Source organism: Erwinia typographi, assembly GCF_000773975.1.
GTDB classification, from domain to species: Bacteria; Pseudomonadota; Gammaproteobacteria; order Enterobacterales; family Enterobacteriaceae; genus Erwinia; species Erwinia typographi.
Window position 1 is genome coordinate 189,202 of the sequence record NZ_JRUQ01000027.1, and the last position, 18,891, is coordinate 208,092.

General features: G+C 53.8%; 19 protein-coding genes and 1 pseudogene. 10 read left to right on the forward strand and 10 right to left on the reverse strand.

Annotated elements, in window-relative coordinates; all coding sequences use genetic code 11:
* Positions 1 to 60: 60 nt before the first annotated feature.
* From nac to NG99_RS08215, 10 genes are all read left to right on the forward strand, one after another.
* Positions 61 to 984, forward strand: a complete 924-nt coding sequence (gene nac, locus NG99_RS08170; protein WP_034890654.1) for a nitrogen assimilation transcriptional regulator NAC — start codon at positions 61 to 63, stop codon at positions 982 to 984.
* A gap of 247 nt (positions 985 to 1,231) precedes the next feature.
* On the forward strand, positions 1,232 to 1,675 hold the full coding sequence (locus tag NG99_RS08175) for an acetyl-CoA carboxylase biotin carboxyl carrier protein (RefSeq protein WP_034891077.1): 444 nt from the start codon (positions 1,232 to 1,234) through the stop codon (positions 1,673 to 1,675).
* The gene (locus NG99_RS08180; RefSeq protein ID WP_034890657.1) at positions 1,672 to 2,469 is read left to right on the forward strand and encodes a LamB/YcsF family protein; all 798 of its coding nucleotides are present in this window, start codon (positions 1,672 to 1,674) and stop codon (positions 2,467 to 2,469) included. Before NG99_RS08175 ends, NG99_RS08180 begins: the two co-directional genes overlap by 4 nt.
* Before the next feature lie 121 nt (positions 2,470 to 2,590).
* Complete coding sequence (locus tag NG99_RS08185) at positions 2,591 to 3,340, forward strand: SDR family oxidoreductase (RefSeq protein WP_034890660.1); 750 nt, start codon at positions 2,591 to 2,593, stop codon at positions 3,338 to 3,340.
* Between the two features lie 34 nt (positions 3,341 to 3,374).
* Entirely contained in the window at positions 3,375 to 4,070 is a 696-nt protein-coding gene (locus tag NG99_RS08190; RefSeq protein ID WP_034890663.1) for an amino acid ABC transporter permease, read from the forward strand.
* A gap of 3 nt (positions 4,071 to 4,073) precedes the next feature.
* Entirely contained in the window at positions 4,074 to 4,829 is a 756-nt protein-coding gene (locus NG99_RS08195; protein WP_034890666.1) for an amino acid ABC transporter permease, read from the forward strand.
* A gap of 9 nt (positions 4,830 to 4,838) precedes the next feature.
* Positions 4,839 to 5,576, forward strand: coding sequence for an amino acid ABC transporter ATP-binding protein (locus tag NG99_RS08200; RefSeq protein WP_034890669.1), 738 nt, complete (start codon positions 4,839 to 4,841; stop codon positions 5,574 to 5,576).
* Positions 5,577 to 5,668: 92 nt separating this feature from the next.
* Positions 5,669 to 6,574, forward strand: coding sequence for a transcriptional regulator GcvA (gene gcvA / locus NG99_RS08205; RefSeq protein WP_034890672.1), 906 nt, complete (start codon positions 5,669 to 5,671; stop codon positions 6,572 to 6,574).
* Between the two features lie 75 nt (positions 6,575 to 6,649).
* Positions 6,650 to 7,477: a DMT family transporter gene (locus tag NG99_RS08210; protein ID WP_034890675.1), complete on the forward strand. Its 828-nt coding sequence runs from the start codon at positions 6,650 to 6,652 to the stop codon at positions 7,475 to 7,477.
* A gap of 55 nt (positions 7,478 to 7,532) precedes the next feature.
* Positions 7,533 to 8,423: an oxidoreductase gene (locus tag NG99_RS08215; protein ID WP_034891079.1), complete on the forward strand. Its 891-nt coding sequence runs from the start codon at positions 7,533 to 7,535 to the stop codon at positions 8,421 to 8,423.
* 76 nt (positions 8,424 to 8,499) lie between these two features.
* On the opposite strand, the gene gfa is transcribed toward NG99_RS08215, so the two are convergent.
* The 10 genes and pseudogenes from gfa to NG99_RS08255 form a co-directional block, all read right to left on the reverse strand.
* The gene (gene gfa, locus NG99_RS08220; RefSeq protein ID WP_034890678.1) at positions 8,500 to 9,075 is read right to left on the reverse strand and encodes an S-(hydroxymethyl)glutathione synthase; all 576 of its coding nucleotides are present in this window, start codon (positions 9,073 to 9,075) and stop codon (positions 8,500 to 8,502) included.
* Positions 9,076 to 9,131: 56 nt separating this feature from the next.
* Positions 9,132 to 10,241, reverse strand: a complete 1,110-nt coding sequence (locus NG99_RS08225) for an S-(hydroxymethyl)glutathione dehydrogenase/class III alcohol dehydrogenase (RefSeq protein ID WP_034890682.1) — start codon at positions 10,239 to 10,241, stop codon at positions 9,132 to 9,134.
* 310 nt (positions 10,242 to 10,551) lie between these two features.
* Positions 10,552 to 10,827, reverse strand: a complete 276-nt coding sequence (locus tag NG99_RS08230; protein WP_034890685.1) for a metal/formaldehyde-sensitive transcriptional repressor — start codon at positions 10,825 to 10,827, stop codon at positions 10,552 to 10,554.
* Between the two features lie 284 nt (positions 10,828 to 11,111).
* A complete protein-coding gene (locus NG99_RS08235) occupies positions 11,112 to 11,504 on the reverse strand; it encodes a hypothetical protein (protein ID WP_034890688.1) in 393 nt (130 codons plus the stop codon).
* Between the two features lie 432 nt (positions 11,505 to 11,936).
* Positions 11,937 to 12,092 carry a hypothetical protein gene (locus NG99_RS29185; protein ID WP_157032587.1) on the reverse strand — a complete coding sequence of 52 codons (156 nt, stop codon included), beginning with the start codon at positions 12,090 to 12,092 and terminating at the stop codon, positions 11,937 to 11,939.
* A gap of 340 nt (positions 12,093 to 12,432) precedes the next feature.
* A complete protein-coding gene (locus NG99_RS08240) occupies positions 12,433 to 12,996 on the reverse strand; it encodes a hypothetical protein (protein WP_034890691.1) in 564 nt (187 codons plus the stop codon).
* A 32-nt stretch (positions 12,997 to 13,028) separates the two neighbouring features.
* Positions 13,029 to 13,589: pseudogene (locus tag NG99_RS30270) on the reverse strand (RHS repeat-associated core domain-containing protein); the annotation flags it as partial.
* A 42-nt stretch (positions 13,590 to 13,631) separates the two neighbouring features.
* Complete coding sequence (locus tag NG99_RS08245; protein WP_034890694.1) at positions 13,632 to 13,895, reverse strand: hypothetical protein; 264 nt, start codon at positions 13,893 to 13,895, stop codon at positions 13,632 to 13,634.
* A complete protein-coding gene (locus tag NG99_RS08250) occupies positions 13,892 to 18,280 on the reverse strand; it encodes an RHS repeat-associated core domain-containing protein (RefSeq protein WP_084110455.1) in 4,389 nt (1,462 codons plus the stop codon). The genes NG99_RS08245 and NG99_RS08250 overlap by 4 nt, the downstream gene beginning before the upstream one ends.
* Positions 18,281 to 18,292: 12 nt before the next feature.
* The gene (locus tag NG99_RS08255; RefSeq protein WP_034890697.1) at positions 18,293 to 18,733 is read right to left on the reverse strand and encodes a DcrB-related protein; all 441 of its coding nucleotides are present in this window, start codon (positions 18,731 to 18,733) and stop codon (positions 18,293 to 18,295) included.
* Between the last annotated feature and the right edge of the window lie 158 nt (positions 18,734 to 18,891).

Consider the following 18,891-nt stretch of genomic DNA (forward strand, 5'->3'; position numbering starts at 1 on the left):
CCGGGGTTGGCACTGATATTGCAATAAACTGCGGATGTGTACTGTTCTCAGGAAGTGGTTATGAATCTCCGTCGGCTGAAGTACTTTATTAAAATTGTTGATGTCGGTAGCCTGACGCAAGCCGCCGATATTTTACATATCGCCCAGCCAGCCCTGAGCCAGCAGCTTGCCACGCTGGAAGGGGAGGTCAATCAACAGCTGCTTATCCGCACCAAACGCGGCGTGACGCCGACCGAAGCGGGGAAAATCCTCTATACCCATGCGCAGGCGATTTTGCGCCAGTGCGACCAGGCGCAAAGCGCCATCGACGGCTCGATGCTGGCGCTGTCCGGCAGCGTTTCGGTGGGACTGGCGCCGGGCACTGCCGCCCAGCAGCTGGCGTTACCGCTAATGGAAGAGGTTAACCGTCAGTACCCCGGCATTGTGCTCTATTTCAATGAGAACTTTGGCACCACCCTGAGCGAACTGATTATGAATGGCCGCATGGACATGGCGGTTATCTATGGTAATCGTGAGATCCACGGCCTGCGCTTTATGCCGCTGATGAAAGAGCATCTCTGTTTTGTCTGCCCAAATAAGCTGGGTAAAGCAGCGAAAACCATCACCCTCGAAAAGGTGGCGCGCCACGATCTGTTCCTGCCGCGTATCTACAACATCATGCGCAAAGTGGTCGATGACGCCTTTATTCATCAAGGGCTGAGCTATCGGGTGAAGTGTGAAATCGAATCGCAAACTACGCTGAATGCGGCGCTGGCGGCTGGTTTAGGCTGCACGATTATGCCCGAGTCGGCAGCGCAGACGATGTTAAAAGCCGCCGATTCGTGGATGGCGAAAATTGTCGATCCTGATGTGCAAACCTCGCTGTCGTTCTGTATGTCTGACCATCTGCCCTTGTCACAGCCAGCGGAAGCGGTAAAAGCTATTCTGCTGTCGCTGATGTCAAAGCGTACCGTGGATAACCGGCCTCTGACGCTGGTGGGGTAACCGCTTTGCGGACGGGAGCTGCGCCTCGTGGGACTGACTTAAGTAAAAACCCTTTCCTCCATCGCTGATAAGCGGCATTCCGGGCTGAGCGGGTAATAAGCCCCTCTTATTACTGCAAAGCGAAACCCTCTTACCTTGCGCGGAGCCTGGCACGCTAGAGTGTGATCAGCGTCGGCCCCGGCTCGCAGCCCGGGCTATTCCCATCCCCGACAACCGTGTGTTTGTCAGTCTCTTCGGCGAGATGAATATGGAAAACAGATCATTAGCATTACGCGATTTGCGTAACATCGCACACAGAATGCGCGCTTCGGGCTTAGCCAGCATTGAGTTCGGCGGCAATAACTATCATGTGCGCATGGAATATGCCCCGCTGGCCGCGCAGCTGCTGCCACAGGCGCAAGAGGTTATCACCGCTGAGCCCCGCGCAGCTGAGGACGCCACCGCCGCGCTTTGTGCGCCGATGCCGGGCACCGTGCTGTTGCAGCATCCCGCCAACGGGCTGCCGTTTACCGCGCCGGGTGCCGCCGTCGAGAAAAATGCGATGCTGGCCCTGCTGAAGGTGGGGTTAATTTATCTGCCGTTGCGCAGTCCGGTGAGCGGCACGGTGGAGTCGCTGGGCGTCGACCAGGGGGACTGCGTGGAATATGGCAGCGAAATTATGGTGTTACGTCACGCGGAGAAGGCAGCATGAAATATATTGATCTGAATGCCGATCTGGGCGAAGGCTTTGGTGATTACCAGATTGGCAATGACGCCGCGCTGATGCCACGCATCACCTCCGCCAACGTGGCCTGTGGTTTTCACGCCGGTGATGCGGTGATTATGGCTAACACCGTGGCGCTGGCAAAGCAGCATGGGGTGGAGCTTGGCGCGCACGTCGGCTTTCCTGATCTGCTGGGGTTTGGCCGCCGCCGTATGCAAATTGAACCGCAAGTGATGGCCCACTACGTGACCTATCAGCTTGGCGCGCTGTCAGCCTTTGCCGCCGCGGCAAGCTATCCGCTCAGCCATATGAGTTTTCACGGCGCGCTGGGCAATATGGTGTCGGAAGATGAGGCGCTGGCGCAGGTGCTGCTGCTGGCGGTAAAAACTTTCGACCCGAATATGATCATCAGCACCCTGTCCGGCAATGCGGTTGAGCGCGTCGCGCGCCAGCTGGATCTGCCGGTGATCTGCACCTTCCTCGCCGATCGCGCTTATGAAAGCAATGGCCAACTGGCAAGCCGCGTCAAAGCGGGGGCGGTAATCCATGATACGGAGCAGGTACGCGCCCGCGTGCGCCAGTTCCTCAGCGAGGGAACGGTACAGGCCATTGACGGCAGCATCCTGGCGGTTGAGGCCTCCTCGATTCTGGTGCATGGCGATACTGCGGAAGCCATTGCGATGGTGGATATCCTGCACGAAATTATCAGCGAACTGGGTCTCTCACTGCTGCCGCCCTCCAGCCAGCTGCGACAGCATAGCTGGGACCGCACGCTGTTATAAGTCACCCTTATTGCCTCAAACCGTTTATGTCTTATACCGCCTGGTCGTAACTGGATAAAGTCGGATTACATCATCAAATCGGCAAAACTTACTGAGCCGATGCATTTACAGGAGTGTTTACATGCCGTTCGCAGATTACAAAACCGCCCTGGTTACCGGCGCGTCCGCCGGGATGGGGGAAGCTATTGTTGAGCGTCTTTGTCAGGAAGGGATTACCGTTCATGCGGTGGCGCGACGTGAAGAGCAATTAACCGCGCTGGCGGCCCGTACCGGCTGTATCCCGCACGCGATCGATGTCGGCGATCTGGACGCGCTGACGCGCCTGTGCAAGGAAATTGACGTCGATATTCTGGTCAATAACGCCGGTGTCTCGCGCCCGGGTTCGATTCTGGACGCCGATGAAGAAGCGATTGATACCCAGGTGGACGTTAACCTGCGCGCCGTACTGCACCTGTGCCGCCTGCTGGTGCCGGGCATGGTGGCGCGCGACTGCGGTCACGTTATCAATATCACTTCGATTGCCGCCATCTACAACTTCAACGGCAACTCCATCTATCACGCCACCAAAGCGGGCGTCCATGCGCTGTCGCGCCAGCTGCGCGTCGATTGCTACGGAAAGCGGGTGCGCATTACCGAAATCTGTCCGGGCCGGGTGGCAACCGAAATTTTCGGCAACGTAATGGGTGACCAGGAAGAGGCGCGCCGTCGCTTTATCGACGGATTTGAACTGCCGCAGGCGAAAGATATTGCTGACTGCGTGGCATTTGCTCTCTCGGCTCCGGTGGCGGTGAATATCGGCAATATTGAAATCACGCCAACATTGCAGGTGCCTGGTGGGCTCTCCACTATGCGTCCCGGCGACCGCAAATAATCAGTAGCGTTAATCACAGAGGGGTGAACACAGGATGACACTCGATTTTGGTGCCGTCATGACCGGCCAGTTTGGGCAGATGATCGTCGATGGCGCGGTAGTCACTCTTGAGCTGGCGTTAGGCTCCTGGCTGCTGGCGATGTTTATTGCCCTGCTACTGGTGGTGGTTCGCCTGACGCACAAGCGCAGCGCGGTTTTTCTGGTGCAGGCTTATGTCTCCTACCATCGCAACGTCCCCACGCTGGTTCAGCTGATGATGTGGTATTTCGCCATTCCCACGCTGTTGCCTGAATCGACGCAGATGTGGATCAATGATTTCAACGCCGAATTCCTTTTCTCACTGTTTGCGCTGGGCCTGTGCCAGGCCGCCTATTTCTCCGAAGATATTCGCAGCGGTTTGCGTGCGATCCCGGACGGTCAGAACGAGGCGGCGCGCGCGCTGGGGATGGGCTATGTGCGGGCGATGCGTTCGGTGATCCTGCCACAGGGGCTGCGTAATGCGCTGCCGTCGCTGCTGAACCATACGGTGCTGCTGTTTAAAAATACCAGCCTGGCGATGGTGATTGGCGTGGCAGAGCTGACCTATGTCACCCGCGATATCGAAAACAAAACCTTCCGCACCTTTGAGTCCTATCTGGTGGCGTCCGTCGGTTATCTGTTCTTCTCTCTGCTGTTGATGGCTGCCGGCGCGTTGCTGGCTCGTCACTTCCAGCGCGCTTACGCGAGGTAACCCATGTTCGATATCTTCACGATCCTGCATGATAACGGCATGTTGTTCCTGATGGGACAGTACCCGAATGGACCGCTGGGCGGCATTCTCTGTACCCTGTTGATCTCGCTGCTGGCGGTGCTGTTCGCCTTCCCGATTGGCGTACTGCTCGGGCTGGCGCGACTGTCGCCGTTCCGCTGGCTGAGCTGGCCTGCCGCCTGCTGGGTATACGTGCTGCGCGGTATTCCGCTGCTGATGGTGGTGTTCTGGACCTATTTCTGCGTCCCGCTGCTAATTGGTCACAATATTAGCGGCTTTACCACCATGCTGTGTACCCTGGTGATTTATGAGAGCGCCTATATCGCCGAGATTGTGCGCGGTGGGATTCAGGCGCTGCCGGGCGGGCAGTATGAAGCGTCTCGCGCGTTGGGCATGAGCTATATGAAAACCCTGCGGCTGGTGATTTTACCGCAGGCGCTCTACAACACGCTGCCAAGCCTGGTCAGCCAGCTGGTATCGATTATCAAAGACAGCACCCTCGGCTACGTGATTAACGTGCCGGAGCTGACCTATGCCGCCAACCAGGTGAATAACCAACTGCTGACCAAGCCGTTCCAGGTCTTCGCCATCGTCGCGATGGGTTACTACATCATCTGTTTCAGCCTGACCTGGCTGGCGAATAAGTTGGAAGATCGTATCGCGCGCAAGCGGCGTAATGAACGCGCGGATGAGAAGACGGCGGCAAAAGCCCTGCTACTGACCAAAACTGAACTGCAATAAGGAACGATAATGAGACCAATGATATTGTTCAACCAGGTCAACAAGTGGTACGGCGAATACCAGGCCCTGACCGACCTGAGTGCTGAAATTAAAAGTGGCGAAGTGGTAGTGGTTTGCGGCCCTTCAGGCTCCGGCAAGTCGACGTTAATTCGCACTGTGAATCGCCTTGAGCCGATTGAACAGGGGCAGATCCTGTTTGACGGCATTGATATCCACGGCAGCAGCACGCGCCTGAATCAGTTACGTACGCGTATTGGCTTTGTGTTTCAGAGTTTCAATCTGTTCCCGCACGTCTCGGTGATCGAAAATATTATGATGTCGCCGGTGAAAGTGCTGGGCATTAAGCGTTCGGAAGCGCGCAGCCATGCTGGCGAACTGCTGGAACGTGTTGGTTTGTCTCATAAGGCCGACGCCTATCCGGCACAGTTGTCCGGTGGTCAGCAGCAGCGCGTCGCCATCGCCCGGGCATTAGCAATGAAGCCGCCAGTGATGCTGTTTGACGAACCCACATCCGCGCTGGACCCGGAAATGGTCGGCGAAGTATTAAACGTTATGCGCGGTCTGGCGCAGGAAGGGATGACCATGATGTGCGTAACCCACGAGATGAACTTTGCCCGTGAGGTTGCCGATACCATCTGGTTTATGGATCAGGGAAAAATCCTCGAAAAAGCGGCGCCTGAGCGCTTCTTCACCAATCCTCAGCATGAACGCGCCAAACGTTTCCTTAGCGATTTACGTCAGCATTAATCGGCCGGTGAGCGTGAAGAGACGGTATTCGATACTATGACTATTCGTTCATAGAGGGCGACGATAGCTGCGCCCAGCGGGGATACCGTTAAATGAAACATCTGCCTCCTGTAGCGGCCTTACGGACCTTTGAGGTCGCAACACGGCACGCTACCTTCACCTCGGCTTCTGAAGAGCTGCATATCACCCAAAGTGCGGTCAGCCATCAGCTGAAAAACCTCGAAGAGATCTGGGGATTACAGCTGTTCCAGCGGGGTAAATCATTAAGCCTGACCCCGGCCGGAGCGGCTCTTGCCCCGATTGTGCGTGAATTTTTTATGAACCTGGAAGCCACGCTGGCTGATTTACACGAGCAAAAGGGCAAAGTCAGGCTGCGGGTCAGCACCACCTATTCTTTTGCGCTCAAGTGGTTGTTACCCCGCTTGCCGGACCTCGCGCGGCTGCATCCGGACATTCTGGTTACGCTGGAATCCACTGATAAAGCGATTAATTTTTCCAGCTCAGAGTCGGACGTGGCTATCCGTTTTGGCAATGGCAACTATCCTGCGCTGCACGCCGAATTTATGTTTCGTGAGCAAATCTTTCCGGTCGCCAGTCCCGCGCTTCTGCACCGTTTTGGCACGCCTCAGGCTCCAGCCGAACTATTGCGTTACCCGCTCCTGACCCGAGATGGCGCAGACCTGGTGCCAAAGTGGGAGGCATGGTTTAAGCAGGTCGGCGTGAGTATTTCCGCTCTCCAGGAGAACGTCAGGCTTGCTGATACCAACATGACCATCGAGGCGGCGCTGTTGGGGCAGGGGGTTGCGCTGGCGCGTAGCGGACACGTTGAAAAGGAGATCGACGAGGGCAGCCTGACCCGCCTGTTTGATCTGTTTTCCCCTTCACCCACGGCCTATTATTTTGTCTGTCCTAAAGGGATTGAAACGCAACCGCACATCATCAACTTCCGCAACTGGCTGCTGGCCGAATCCCGCAAGGCGCAGGACCGCTATCGCTGAAGTATGAGTTTTTACTCATGCTGTAATGAAGAGACTTCGCTTTAATTGTGGCGGCAGGCTGCTTAGTATCAGCGCATGCCTGGTTATATTATTTCACTCACCCTGTTCGCCGCCCTGCTTCATGCCAGCTGGAATGCTTTGCTGCGAGGGGGAACCGATAAACTCTGGTCGATGTCGATCATGTGCGTATCAATTGCGATCGCAAGCGTCGTCATCGCGCTGTTTCTGGCTCCGCCAGCGAAAGCCAGCTGGATTTATGCCGGACTCTCGGCGGTGCTGCACGTAGGCTATAACCTGTGTCTGGTCAGGAGTTATCAGATGGGCGAGCTTGGGCAAAACTATCCGATCGCACGGGGAAGCTCTCCGCTGCTGATCACCTTTGCCGCATCGATCTTTGCCGGAGAAAAGATAGCCATGCCCACCCTTGCAGGCATCGTGCTGATTTCCAGTGGGATCGTTGCTCTCGCCTTTCGCGGTCGCAGGCTGGCGGCACCGGGTTTGCCCTATGCTCTTGCAACCGGGTGTTTTATTGCCGCCTATAGCGTGGCGGACGGCATCGGCGTGCGGCTGTCCGGCGACGCGCTGGCCTACACTGTCTGGATGTGTGCGCTATGGGGGGTGATGATGCCTGCGGTTTATATCAGCCTGCGTGGCACAACGCATTTATTTACCCTGCGGCCAGGGTTCATCCTGTCTCTTATTGGCGGGCTGGTCTCGCTTCTGGCTTACGGCATCGTTATCTATGCCATGTCGGCTGCGCCGCTGGGGGCGGTATCAGCACTGCGTGAAACCAGCGTGCTGTTCGCCGCGCTGATGGGTTATCTGTTTCTTGGTGAGAGGCTGACTCCGCGAAGAGTGCTGGCCTGCGGCGTTATCGCCCTGGGCATCCTCATTATTGGCTAACGTCAGCCGTATTGCGCGATCGGCGCAGCAAATAATAATCAGGAGAATATTTATGATGTCTGAACATTACCCGGTTGCTCTTATTGGTCCGGGGGCAATCGGCACCACTATAGCCGCCGCGCTGCATGAAGTAGGGCGAACGCCATTGGTTTGCGGCCGCACAGCGCACCAGCAGCTTGAGCTGCGTTTTGATCGGGGACGCATCGTGGTGCCGGGGCCGGTGCTGACCGACCCGGCGGAGATTAAGCAGCCGGTTGGCCTGGTTTTCGTGGCGGTGAAGGCTACGCAGATTAAAGCCACGGCTGCATGGCTGGCGAAGCTATGCGACGAGAAAACGGTGGTTTGCGTGCTGCAAAACGGCGTGGAACAGAAAGCGCAGTTTGCCGACTATGTAGCGGGCGCGACCGTGCTGCCCTCGGTGGTGTGGTTCCCGGCGCAACGAGAACCTGACGCTTCTGTCTGGCTGCGAGCTAAACCTCGTCTGACGCTGCCAGACACGCCTGAAGCGGGTCTGGTCCTTAAGACGCTGCAGGGGACGCGCTGTGAAGTCGATCTCTCCGCCGATTTCATCTCTGTCGCCTGGCGCAAATTGTTGCAGAACGCGGTCGCCGGTCTGATGGTTCTGGCAGGGCGTCGGGCCGGGATGTTTTCGCGTCCCGATATCACCGCTCTGGCTTTGGCCTACCTGCGCGAGTGTCTTGCGGTTGCGCGTGCCGAAGGGGCAAGATTAAGTGATGACGTGCCGCAGGAGATTATCGATGGTTTTCATCGCGCTCCGGCCGACCTGGGCACCTCTATCCTTGCCGATCGACAGGCTGGGCAGCCGCTCGAATGGGACATCCGTAACGGGGTTGTGCAGCGCTATGGCCGGAATCAGGGGATTCCTACGCCGCTCAGCGACCTTATCGTGCCGCTTCTTGCCGCAGCCAGCGATGGGCCAGGCTGAAATGCTGTTACGCCAGCGGTAAGCAAGCTGGCGTAACAGTTTAGCCAGCGCTTTCAGGGCGCTGTCTGACAGGCCGTTATGCCTGCCAGGTACCCAGCTGTTTCGCGCTGTGAACCGCCAGCATATCCATCAGTTCAGGTGAAAGGCAGTCGTACGGCGTCAGCGTCAGCGAGGTTAAGCGCTCACGAACGGCTGCCATTTTTGAAGCAGGCGCGCCGCTTTCAATAATGGATGAGACGAAGGCAGCAAAGCCAGGCGTGGACCAGCCTTCAGCTTCAGACAGTTCAGTGTGAACAAAATCCAGGCCGTAGAAAGCGTGCTGCTCATTCTCAATGCGGCCATACATATGCACGCCGCACTCCGTGCAGGCATGACGCCTGATCAGGGCGTTCTCATCAACGACCTTTAATTTCTCCGCATGCGCCGTGACCGACACGTTATCCTTAGGAATGACGGCAACCAAAGAGAACAGCGCGCCTGAAGGTTTCCAACACTTAGTGCAACCACAGGCGTGGTTAAACATCGTCTGGCCTGCCAGCTTCACTTCAACCTGATTTTCAGCGCAGTGGCAGCGGAGCACGCCACCGGAAAAATGCTCATTGGTGGGTTTGATACCGGCGTCAACCGCCGGATGAATTTTCTGTACGTTCATGATTTCTCCTGCTTGCTCAGGCGTAGCTCATCAGCCACACCTGAAACGTTGAGCGATCAGTAATGAATGACCGTGCGAATGGATTTGCCTTCATGCATCAAATCAAATGCATCATTAATTGCGTCAAGCGACATGGTGTGCGTAACAAATGGCTCCAGTTCGATCTCTCCCTTCATCGCATCTTCAACCATGCCCGGCAGCTGACTGCGACCCTTCACCCCACCAAACGCAGAGCCTTTCCACTGGCGACCGGTTACCAGCTGGAACGGACGCGTTGAGATCTCTTTACCCGCACCGGCGACGCCGATAATAACGGACTGACCCCAGCCACGGTGTGCTGACTCAAGCGCCGCGCGCATCACGTTGACATTGCCTATGCATTCGAAGGTGTGGTCGACGCCCCAGCCGGTCATTTCAATAATGACTTCCTGAATGGGCTTATCGAAGTCGTTGGGATTAATGCATTCAGTCGCGCCAAACTGTTTAGCCAGTTCAAACTTGGCCGGGTTGGTGTCGATGGCAATAATGCGCCCCGCTTTTGCCTGACGTGCGCCCTGGAGCGCGGCAAGGCCAATACCCCCCAAGCCAAAAATAGCCACGGAGTCTCCTGGCTGTACTTTTGCGGTATTGTGTACCGCGCCAATGCCAGTGGTTACGCCGCAGCCTAACAAGCAGACATGTTCGTGATTCGCTGCCGGGTTGATTTTTGCCAGAGAGACTTCAGCAACCACGGTATATTCACTAAATGTTGAACAGCCCATATAGTGATAAATAGGCTGTCCGTTATAGGAAAAGCGAGTGGTGCCGTCAGGCATCAGGCCTTTACCCTGGGTAGCACGTACCGCTGTACACAGGTTTGTTTTGCCTGACTTGCAGAACAGGCATTCGCCACATTCCGCCGTGTACAGGGGAATAACGTGATCGCCTGGTTTCACGCTGGTCACGCCTTCTCCTACCTCAACCACTACGCCCGCGCCTTCGTGGCCCAGCACCGCAGGGAATACGCCTTCAGGATCATCGCCTGACAGCGTAAAGGCATCGGTATGACAGACGCCGGTATGGCTGATCCTGACCAGCACTTCGCCAGCGCGCGGTGGCTCAACGTCAATCTCAACAATTTCCAGAGGTTTACCAGGGCCGAACGCCACTGCTGCGCGTGATTTCATACATTGCACTCCACTTAAATGGGGGATAACGGCTGGAGCGTAAGGAGGTTGTGAACATCCCTCTTATCCTCGCTCACCGATTTTGATGAAAGTATCATCGGATGAGGGGAGTATAGATCGTATACCCGGTAGGGGTATAATGATTTATCGATGATGTTGCTGAATTTATTTTAATTAGCTGAAAATTAGAGTAATTAATTTTTTGTTTAGAGGCGAAGGTTACGCAGCGTTTTAATCCGGGCAAAAAAAACAGCACCTTAAGGTGCTGCCTGGTTTTGTAATCTGAGGTCGTGCAATCGGGGCAGGGGGCTTACTTAAAGTAAGAACGAACCAGTTTAACCAGCTCACCTATATCTTGTTCGCTTTCGCTTTCGGCACTTAACTTACCGGCAAACTCTTCTTTGATATAGCTTTCCAGGACCTCCGTCATCAGGCCATTTATGGCACCTCTGACCGCCGCCATTTGCATCAGTACCGGGGCGCAATCCACCCCGGCTTCCAGCGAACGTTGTATGCCCTCGCACTGACCTTGTATTCTTTTAATTCGGTTAAGCGCACGCTTTTTATCTTCAGGGGAGTGTGGCATAAATCCTCATATACTGTACCGGGGTATATCACTACATCAAGGCATTACCTTGTGTAGCTATAACTGCCATGACAGTTGATGACTTAAGGAGACACGATTTTGCCTGGCGTCATGGGCTTTACCGGACAGTTTGCCAGATGGGCGCGCATCCACCAATACCCCCCTGGTAACTCTGTTCAGGTAGGATCGGATCTGTGAGCACGGAAAGTGCGGCAACTACTGGCTCAGGTCAGCGGCTAACAATAGTAGCCGGAAGGAGCACGGGGAGCGCTTCCGGTTTTTTGTCATTCACGTGGTATATTCTTTATTCCCAATTTCTTAGCCATAAATTGTAATTCTTCTTCCGTGTGTTTTCTTCGCTTAATTAATATAAAACATATGGCTTTTTCCATATCTTCGTTTATATACAGCTTGAAGAAATAATTATCATTTCTACCCGCTAGAATACTAATGGCGTCACCTTTAAATTTTGACAAAACATTAATAGATGATTCTCCGCCATCAATAAGTAATCCTGAGTAATTAGCGTTATCAAGGTGAATTTTTAATTCACGCAATTCCTCATTTTTATTTCTTTGATGATTTTTAGAAAAAGCTATTTTTGAAGAAAATATTTCATTTCTTATCTCACTCGGAGAAAAGATTTTTAATAGAGATATCTCTCTGGGCTCGTTCACGACAAAAACACCTCCACATCACCATTTCTAATGCCTTTTAGCAATATTCCCATTTCAAAATATTTGTCAATGGATATATCTCATGCCTATAACGGAAAACTGTTTGTTAATATGTTCATTATATAATCCAGATGGTATTTTCTTGTTATTTTATTGGTTTTTATTTCATCTAATTTTACCTCTTGATTTCGTCAACATAATATTCAGGTTTATAATGCGAGAATGAATATGTATGGCCATTAATAACAACACCACAGCCAATAATGTTTTCTTTATAAACAAAACAATCACCGAAGTATTTGGCACTCTTTAAGGCATATCTTTCCACTAATGTATCAACAGATAGTTTTTCTAAAGAAGAAATCAAATCATTAAGGCCAAAAGTAGTAATTTTATTTTTTATGGTCGTGTTTAATCTAATTCTTGCTATGTTTAAAAAAACTCAACCCTACTTACTTCAGGATTGTTTGGTATTTCTTCTATATCAGCTGAAGATAAAAAATTATGCAACATCTTCATCCACTCTTCTTCATTTCTTCCATCTAATAATGTCATTAAATAATGGATTGAATTTACTTTATTTCTCATAGAGTTGTCACCTTAACACTTGTTCGTGTCCCCATTTGAAGCCAATGAGCTAATGTGTTTTTTGTATCGGTAAGTACCCTATGTCAATGGACTATGGCAATGTTGATATTACCTGCTGAAATGATTAAGAAAATATAAGTTCACCGGATTTTTTTCCGTATAAAGCTGTTGGTACGAAGAGTAAATTTTTTACCGGTCAACAAGGATGCATAAAAAGTCATCAGTGTATTTATTGAAAAATTCATGTTAAATTAATAGGGTACATTATTCTGGATTAAAAATACCAGGATCATTGTATTTTTATTGAATGGTGAAGAAATGTTATGGATACTAATGATTTTTATCCATAAAAATAATCATAAAAAGCGTTGAAATTGTTATCGCCTATTATGGGGGATATTGCCGATTTTAACTTGTCGGTGAAGTCTTTTTTTATTTCGTCATTATCATCAGCAATGTCAAAAATATTATAGCTACCATAAACTAGCTCAATTAGTTCGGTTAGTGACGTGACGAAATCACAAAAATCATCAGCTATTCTAAATGGTTCACCAACATCATAATTTGCAAAGATTGGAGTGTTTTTATCATCAGTTACGGCGATTATCGGCTTTCCTCCGCCTAAATCATCACCAATAACAATATAGTTATCAGTAAGGTAGCCATAACCAGTTTGAGCTTTTTCTAAATATGTAACCCCATATATTTTTATTGGTGTAAATCCGGTTTCAATTTTTAGTTCCTCTGGATTATAATTCTTGTAAAAATAATCCATCTCAGCTGAGCGGGGCAAGTTGTCTGGATATATTTTATCTAAGTCGTCTATAACTTCAAAGTGCCCTGAAATAGAATATTTTTTGCAAGTATCAACGAAATTTTCTAATGTGTTATGAATATCGCTCATCACATATCCTCATTTTTTAGTATATATATACGTTATGCACAGCCAGACAAATTTTTACGTGTTAAGTTGCGATCTATCAATCGCCCTTTCCCTGGAGTTTCATAGCTGCCACGGTGCCCTTGTAATCCATGCAAATGTTCATCGTATCCGCCAGGATGATTAGCCTTCTGAAGGAAAACAATATTCCTTGGGTCACCTTGCCACTTTTCACCCAATATACCATTGCCTTTAACACTATTTATATGGTGACCAGTATATCCCATATCAGACATAATTGAAGAAAGCTGGCGATTGTTTTTTGTACCAAGTATTACTTCACGTTCAGCAACTGTCCATTCCCTACTCCCCCCGCCGACTGCTACTAATTCTCGTTCTTCACCCCATGCTCGACTGATTGCAGTCGCTCTCGCACCTGGTTGAGAACTAAGGGTCAAAGCAGGTTTATAACGAACGAGGTCTTCTGCAGAAAGCCCCCACGGATCCACCCACCCCAGCGGATTAGGCGCATACTGGTAAAGATTATCGCCCCCAGCCAGCCCTATAGGGTCCTGCACCGTAAACCGTCCAACGGCGGGATCGTAGTAGCGGAATAATAAAAAGCCGGAAGGATCACGGGGAGCACTTCCGGCTTTACTTTATTTTACTTTATTAAGTTTATTTTTAAATTGGGTAATAAGATCAGTCCATTCTTTATAAGTGATATTATTGATATAATAATCCCCAAGCCATTTTGGATGGCAACGTGATATTAAACTATCTATAGCATTCACTCTGTCAGAGTCATTTCTATTTAGCGTTAAAACCTTAATCATCAATTTTTTAATATCATTAGCCTCATCAAAATAAGATGAGGCGGTTAACATATTACATATTTTTTCACTTATTTGTTCAAGATTCATAACAACTCTGTTGCTCCTGAGTATCTACCGCCAGCAGTTACTATTTGCCATCCCCCACCAATCTTATCAGCTCCCCATTGCAGTTGTGGTGCCACTGTACCTTCAAGAAGCACCTGTGGTCTGGTTAATGCAACCTTACCTTCATAAGTTGCCGAGTTATTAGGTGGTAGAGCGAGATTTGCACGTCTTTCCGCCGGGGTAAGCCCGGCGCTCCCTCTTGTAACATATACTTGCGAAGCACTTCCTGGTGTATGCTCCGTAATAGTAAATATATCTCCAGGCTTGCCTCTAGAGGCATATATTTGCCCATCAAAACTATTAATAGTATCATGCTGTATTTGCTTATTTAACCCACGGCTTTTTAATAATTTCCTACCTGAGTTTCTTTTGATTGGTATATTTTCTTGAGAACACTTCGTCAACCCCAGCGGATCAATCCAGTTCAATGGATTGGGAGCGTAAGCGTATAAATTGAGTCCGCCTTGTAGCCCCACCGGGTCCTGCACCGTAAACCGTCCAACGGCGGGATCGTAGTAGCGGAATAAATTATAGTGCAGACCGGTTTCGTTGTCAGCGTACTGTCCTGCGTAACGCAGCGGCTGGGCGACGGCCGGTTTGCCGTTACGCAGTTCGTAGCCCTGTGCCGTCTGATTTCGTACTTCGCCAAAGGTTGCGTAGTGACCTGCCCAGCGGAGTGCGCCTTCTTCGTCGGTCATTTCCAGCGGCGCGCCGTTCAGGTCGGTGTTGAACCAGTATGTTTCGGCACGGCTTCCGGTCGCAGGCTGATCGAGCCGCGCCAGCGGGCTCCAGATATCGTTCGGGTCGTAGACGTAAGTTTGTCTTGCGCCGTTCTGCTGCTGTTCCTGTAACAGGCGATATCCCTGCCAGAGAAATGCCGTGGTGGTGGTTTTGCCGCTAATCTGTACCTGCTTGCGGGTGCGGCGGCCCAGCGCATCGTAGTGGTAATGGGCTTCAAATTTACCCGACGGACCGCGTCCGCTGGCGCTGATCAGACGGTTATCAGCATCGTAGCGATAATGCTGCTCATACAGACCGCTGCGACGGCTGAGCAGGTTGCCCCAGCCGTCGTACTTATAAAACAGGTTCTGCCAGACGCTGAGCCGGTTGTCAGGAATTGCAGCGCCATGGTGTCCGGCGGCAGGCTGTTCGTAACCTTCGCTGGCGTTCCCGTAGCGATTTCCCCTGGAAGGCTGGCGAGGGGCATTGTCCTGATGACCTAAGGCCGACTGGCCGTTACTGGAGCCGGAGCCTCCGCGTCCGTCGCTGTCCGCCAGCAGGTTATCAGCGGCGTCATAGCGCAGTTCGTTAGCGGCAAGACCGCTGCGGGGTTCGGCGTGGTTGAGCAGGCGACCTTCGGCGTCGTAGCCGTAATGGATGTCGCCCCTCAGCGTATCGCTAACGCCAGCCAGTTCGCCGCGTGCGGTGTAGCGGAAGGCGCGGGCGAGCAGGGCGTTTTGCGGTGCGACGAACTCGCCGCTGAGCTGGCTTTTTTGCTGCGTGCGGCGGCCCAGCGCGTCGTAACTGCGCTGCTGCTGGCGCGCACCCTGGCTACGGGAAGTCTCGCGGTGCAGGCGGTCGCGAGTGAATTCGCTGACAATTTGCTTATTAAAGCGAATGGCGCTGACGTGGCCGGAGCCGTAGTGCAGCCAGCTCAGCGCGTCGTCGCCGGGCAGCGTCAGGCTGGTGAGGTTGCCCAGCTCGTCACGCGCGTAGCGCAGCGTGCCGTTGATGCCGCTCTCTTCTTCCAACTGTCCTGACACGTTATAGCTGAACAGCAGCCGGTCTTCCTCAATGCCCAGCTCGCGCCCCTCGTCAGTAGGCGTGCGCTCCAGCACCTTCAGCCTGCCGCGCAGATCGTAGCGATAGCGCCATTCGGCGCTTTTGTTGCCGCGCCATATCAGCTGTCCGGCCGCATCGTGGCGGAAGGAGTGCGCGCGGCGGGCAATGCCGCCGTCGGCTGCGGGCTTTGCCGTCTCCAGTAGCGTGGCAAGGTAGCCTGCCTCGCCGTACTCCAACTGGCGGGAGGTTTCGTCCGGGCGCTGCTCCTGCGTCAGGCGGCCTGACGCGTCGTATTGAAAGCGATACTGGCCGCCGTTGCCGTTATCCAGCTCCGTCAGTCGGCCGCGCGCGTCATAATGCCACCTGCGGGTGCGGTTCAGACGGTCGGTCAGGCTCAGCGGCTGGCCCAGCGAGTTGTACTTCCAGCGGATGATACTGTCCAGCGGATCGTGCCAGGCCGCCAGCTGGCTGCGTTCGTTCCAGCTGAAGCGCTCGGCGCTGCCGTCCGGGTGTTCCACCTCGCTCAACTGCCCGGCGGGAAGCCAGTGCCAGCGGGTGGTGTTGCCTTCCGCGTCGGTCATCGCCAGCGGTTGACCAAAACGATCGTACTGCCAGCTGGTGACGCTGCCGGAGCAGTCAGTCCGCCGGGTCAGCAGGCCCTGATGGTTCCACTCCAGCTTCACCTCACCGCCCGTGGCGTCGATAACCGCATCAGGCAGGCTCTCTTCCGGATCGGGGTAGTGCCAGCGGGTGACGTTGCCGGCGGCATCGGTCTCGCTAATCAGCCGCGAAAACTCGTCGAAGTCGCTGCGCTCCCGCGTGCCATCGGCATACTCAATTTCAGCCAGGTTAGTGGTAAGGCGCGACCAGCGATAGCCGGTTTTACGGCCCAGCTCATCCTGTTCACTGAGCAGGCGGCCATAGCGGTCCCAGCTGCTGCTGCGCTGTGCGCCGCCGGGCAGCAGCACGCTGCTAAGTTCGCCGTCCTGATAGATAAAGCTGTAGCGGCGGCCGTCCCAGTCGGTCCAGGCCGCCACGTTGTCGTCATCGTCGCACAGCCAGTGGGCCGTGCAGCCGTCGTCGCGCTGTACGCTGCGGGTGCCGTTGGCGAAATCGTAAGTGAAATCCAGTCGCTCTCCGGCGCTGTTGCGGTAGGCAACCACGCGCGGCAGACCGTCGAGCTCGCGCCAGAGATACTCGTTCAGCAGGCCATTGGCATCTTCGTGGCTGCTCATCAGCCCATCGCGCCAGCTGAACCGGCGTACCACGCTACCGCCCCGGTTTTTCACCGTAATCAGCTGATCTTCATCGTCATAATCGTAGCTTACAAGCGTGATGGCATCGTCGAGTCTTGCTTCCAGCAGCCGTCGTCGCTTTTTATCGTAGCGGCACACCACGCGCTGCCCTGCGCTGTCGACCAGCTCGTGCAGCAGGTTATCTTGTTGATAATGGAAGGTCGTGGTATTGCCAGTGATATCGGCTATCGCGGTCAGCAGCCCCGGCGCGTCGCCGTCCAGCCTGCCGTAATAAAAGCGCTCGCCGCTGATATCCGCCACCGACCAGCCATCATCGCTGTGGTGCTCCAGCCAGCATTTCTCGGCCTCACAGTATGTCTTGCGGCCTTTAGGGACATCGGGGAAGGAAACGTAGTCGCCGGAAGGCGCGCGCCACACCAGGCCATCCTGATAGCGCTCCAGCCGGGTTTCCCAGAACAGGCTCCAGCCCCGCCCCAGCACGCTGTCGCCGGGATTGCCGCTGCGCCAGTAGCGCTGCCACATCACCGGCAGGCGGGAGGGCAGGGTGAAGTCCAGCTCGTCATCGCCGTCGAGAAATTTTTGCCCGCTGATGATATCCACCGGGCGGGCGATAATGCCCACCGCAGCGGCGCCGGTCATCAGCGCGCCTGCGCGACAGGCGACACGCGCGATCTTATTGATGCCGGGAATTTTAGACAGTAGCTTGCCCAGCGCGCCGACTTTTCCCGCTGCGCCGCCCCAGCCGCCGAGCAGACCGGCGAACAGCAGCGTCAGGTCGGAGGCTTTGTAAATCCACTCCGCCACTTCCGGCTTGATCGGTAAGGTGGTCTCTTTCTCGCCGCCAATCAACACGTTGGGCGAGCCCACCATCACCTTCGCATCGCAATTAGTGGCGTCGCCAACGCGCGAAGCGGGATAGCCGTTGATATACACGCTCGCTGAGCCCTGCGCCATCTGCATGGAAGGGCCATCGTCGGCGCAGCCGACCTGGCTGACGGTGGCTATTGCGGCGGGCAGGTCATTGATAAAGACATCAGGCGAGCCAGTGAGGATTTTGCCCTTCGGCGTCATGCTGCTGGCCCCGGCATTGGCAATGCCGTCGCGGGCCGCAGTGGCCAGTTCCCCCGTAGCATAGCCGACCGCAAGGCTGGCTCCGACTAACAGCAGGCCCACCCCAAGGCAGGAGGAGGCCAGTCCGGCTATCATCAGCGCCCCGGCGGCAATCCCGCCCACGGCCGCCAGCAGGCCGCCGACGATCGTCCCGGCAATCATCCCTGCCAGGGCATGGGAGTGGCCAATGTCATCACCAACGCGCGCAGCTTCAAGCATCTGACAACGTCCTTATTTGTTGGTCTGCGCGTAGCTTTGCAGCAGCGCGCTGAAGGCAGTCCTGTCGCCGTTATCCAGCGCGGCGGTTTTGCTTTGAGTAATAACCAGCACCAGCGAGTCGTCGAGGGCAAAGACCGCCTGCTGCTGATAAATCCGCTTGCCGTCGCGCAGGTAGCTGGCGGTAATGCTCTCTCCCGCTGACGCCTGCTGGCCAAGCATCACCGGCTGACGGCTCTCTTCTTTCCAGCCTTTCAGCAGTTTTGCCAGCTGCGCCAGCTGACGATCGATATAGGCCGCCAGCGCTTCGCCTTCGTTTAGCGCATCGCGGGAGACATTAATCACCGCTCCTGCCGGGTCCAGCGGTTTAAATACGTTGAGGGTGCGGTCTTCATAGCCCGGCGGCAGATCAAGCTGGCCTTCAGTAAATACGCAGCGTTGGTAAGAGGAAGGCATCGCGCAAACTCCCTTTTTATGAAATATATTTTAAGGTTGCAATCATCGCACGGAGAAAACCTGAGGCCAAGAAAAACTATACTACGATAATACTTACAACAGGATAGGGAACAGGTAGCGGGGAAAAGAGGCTAAAAAATACCAGGGGAAAGAGTTGT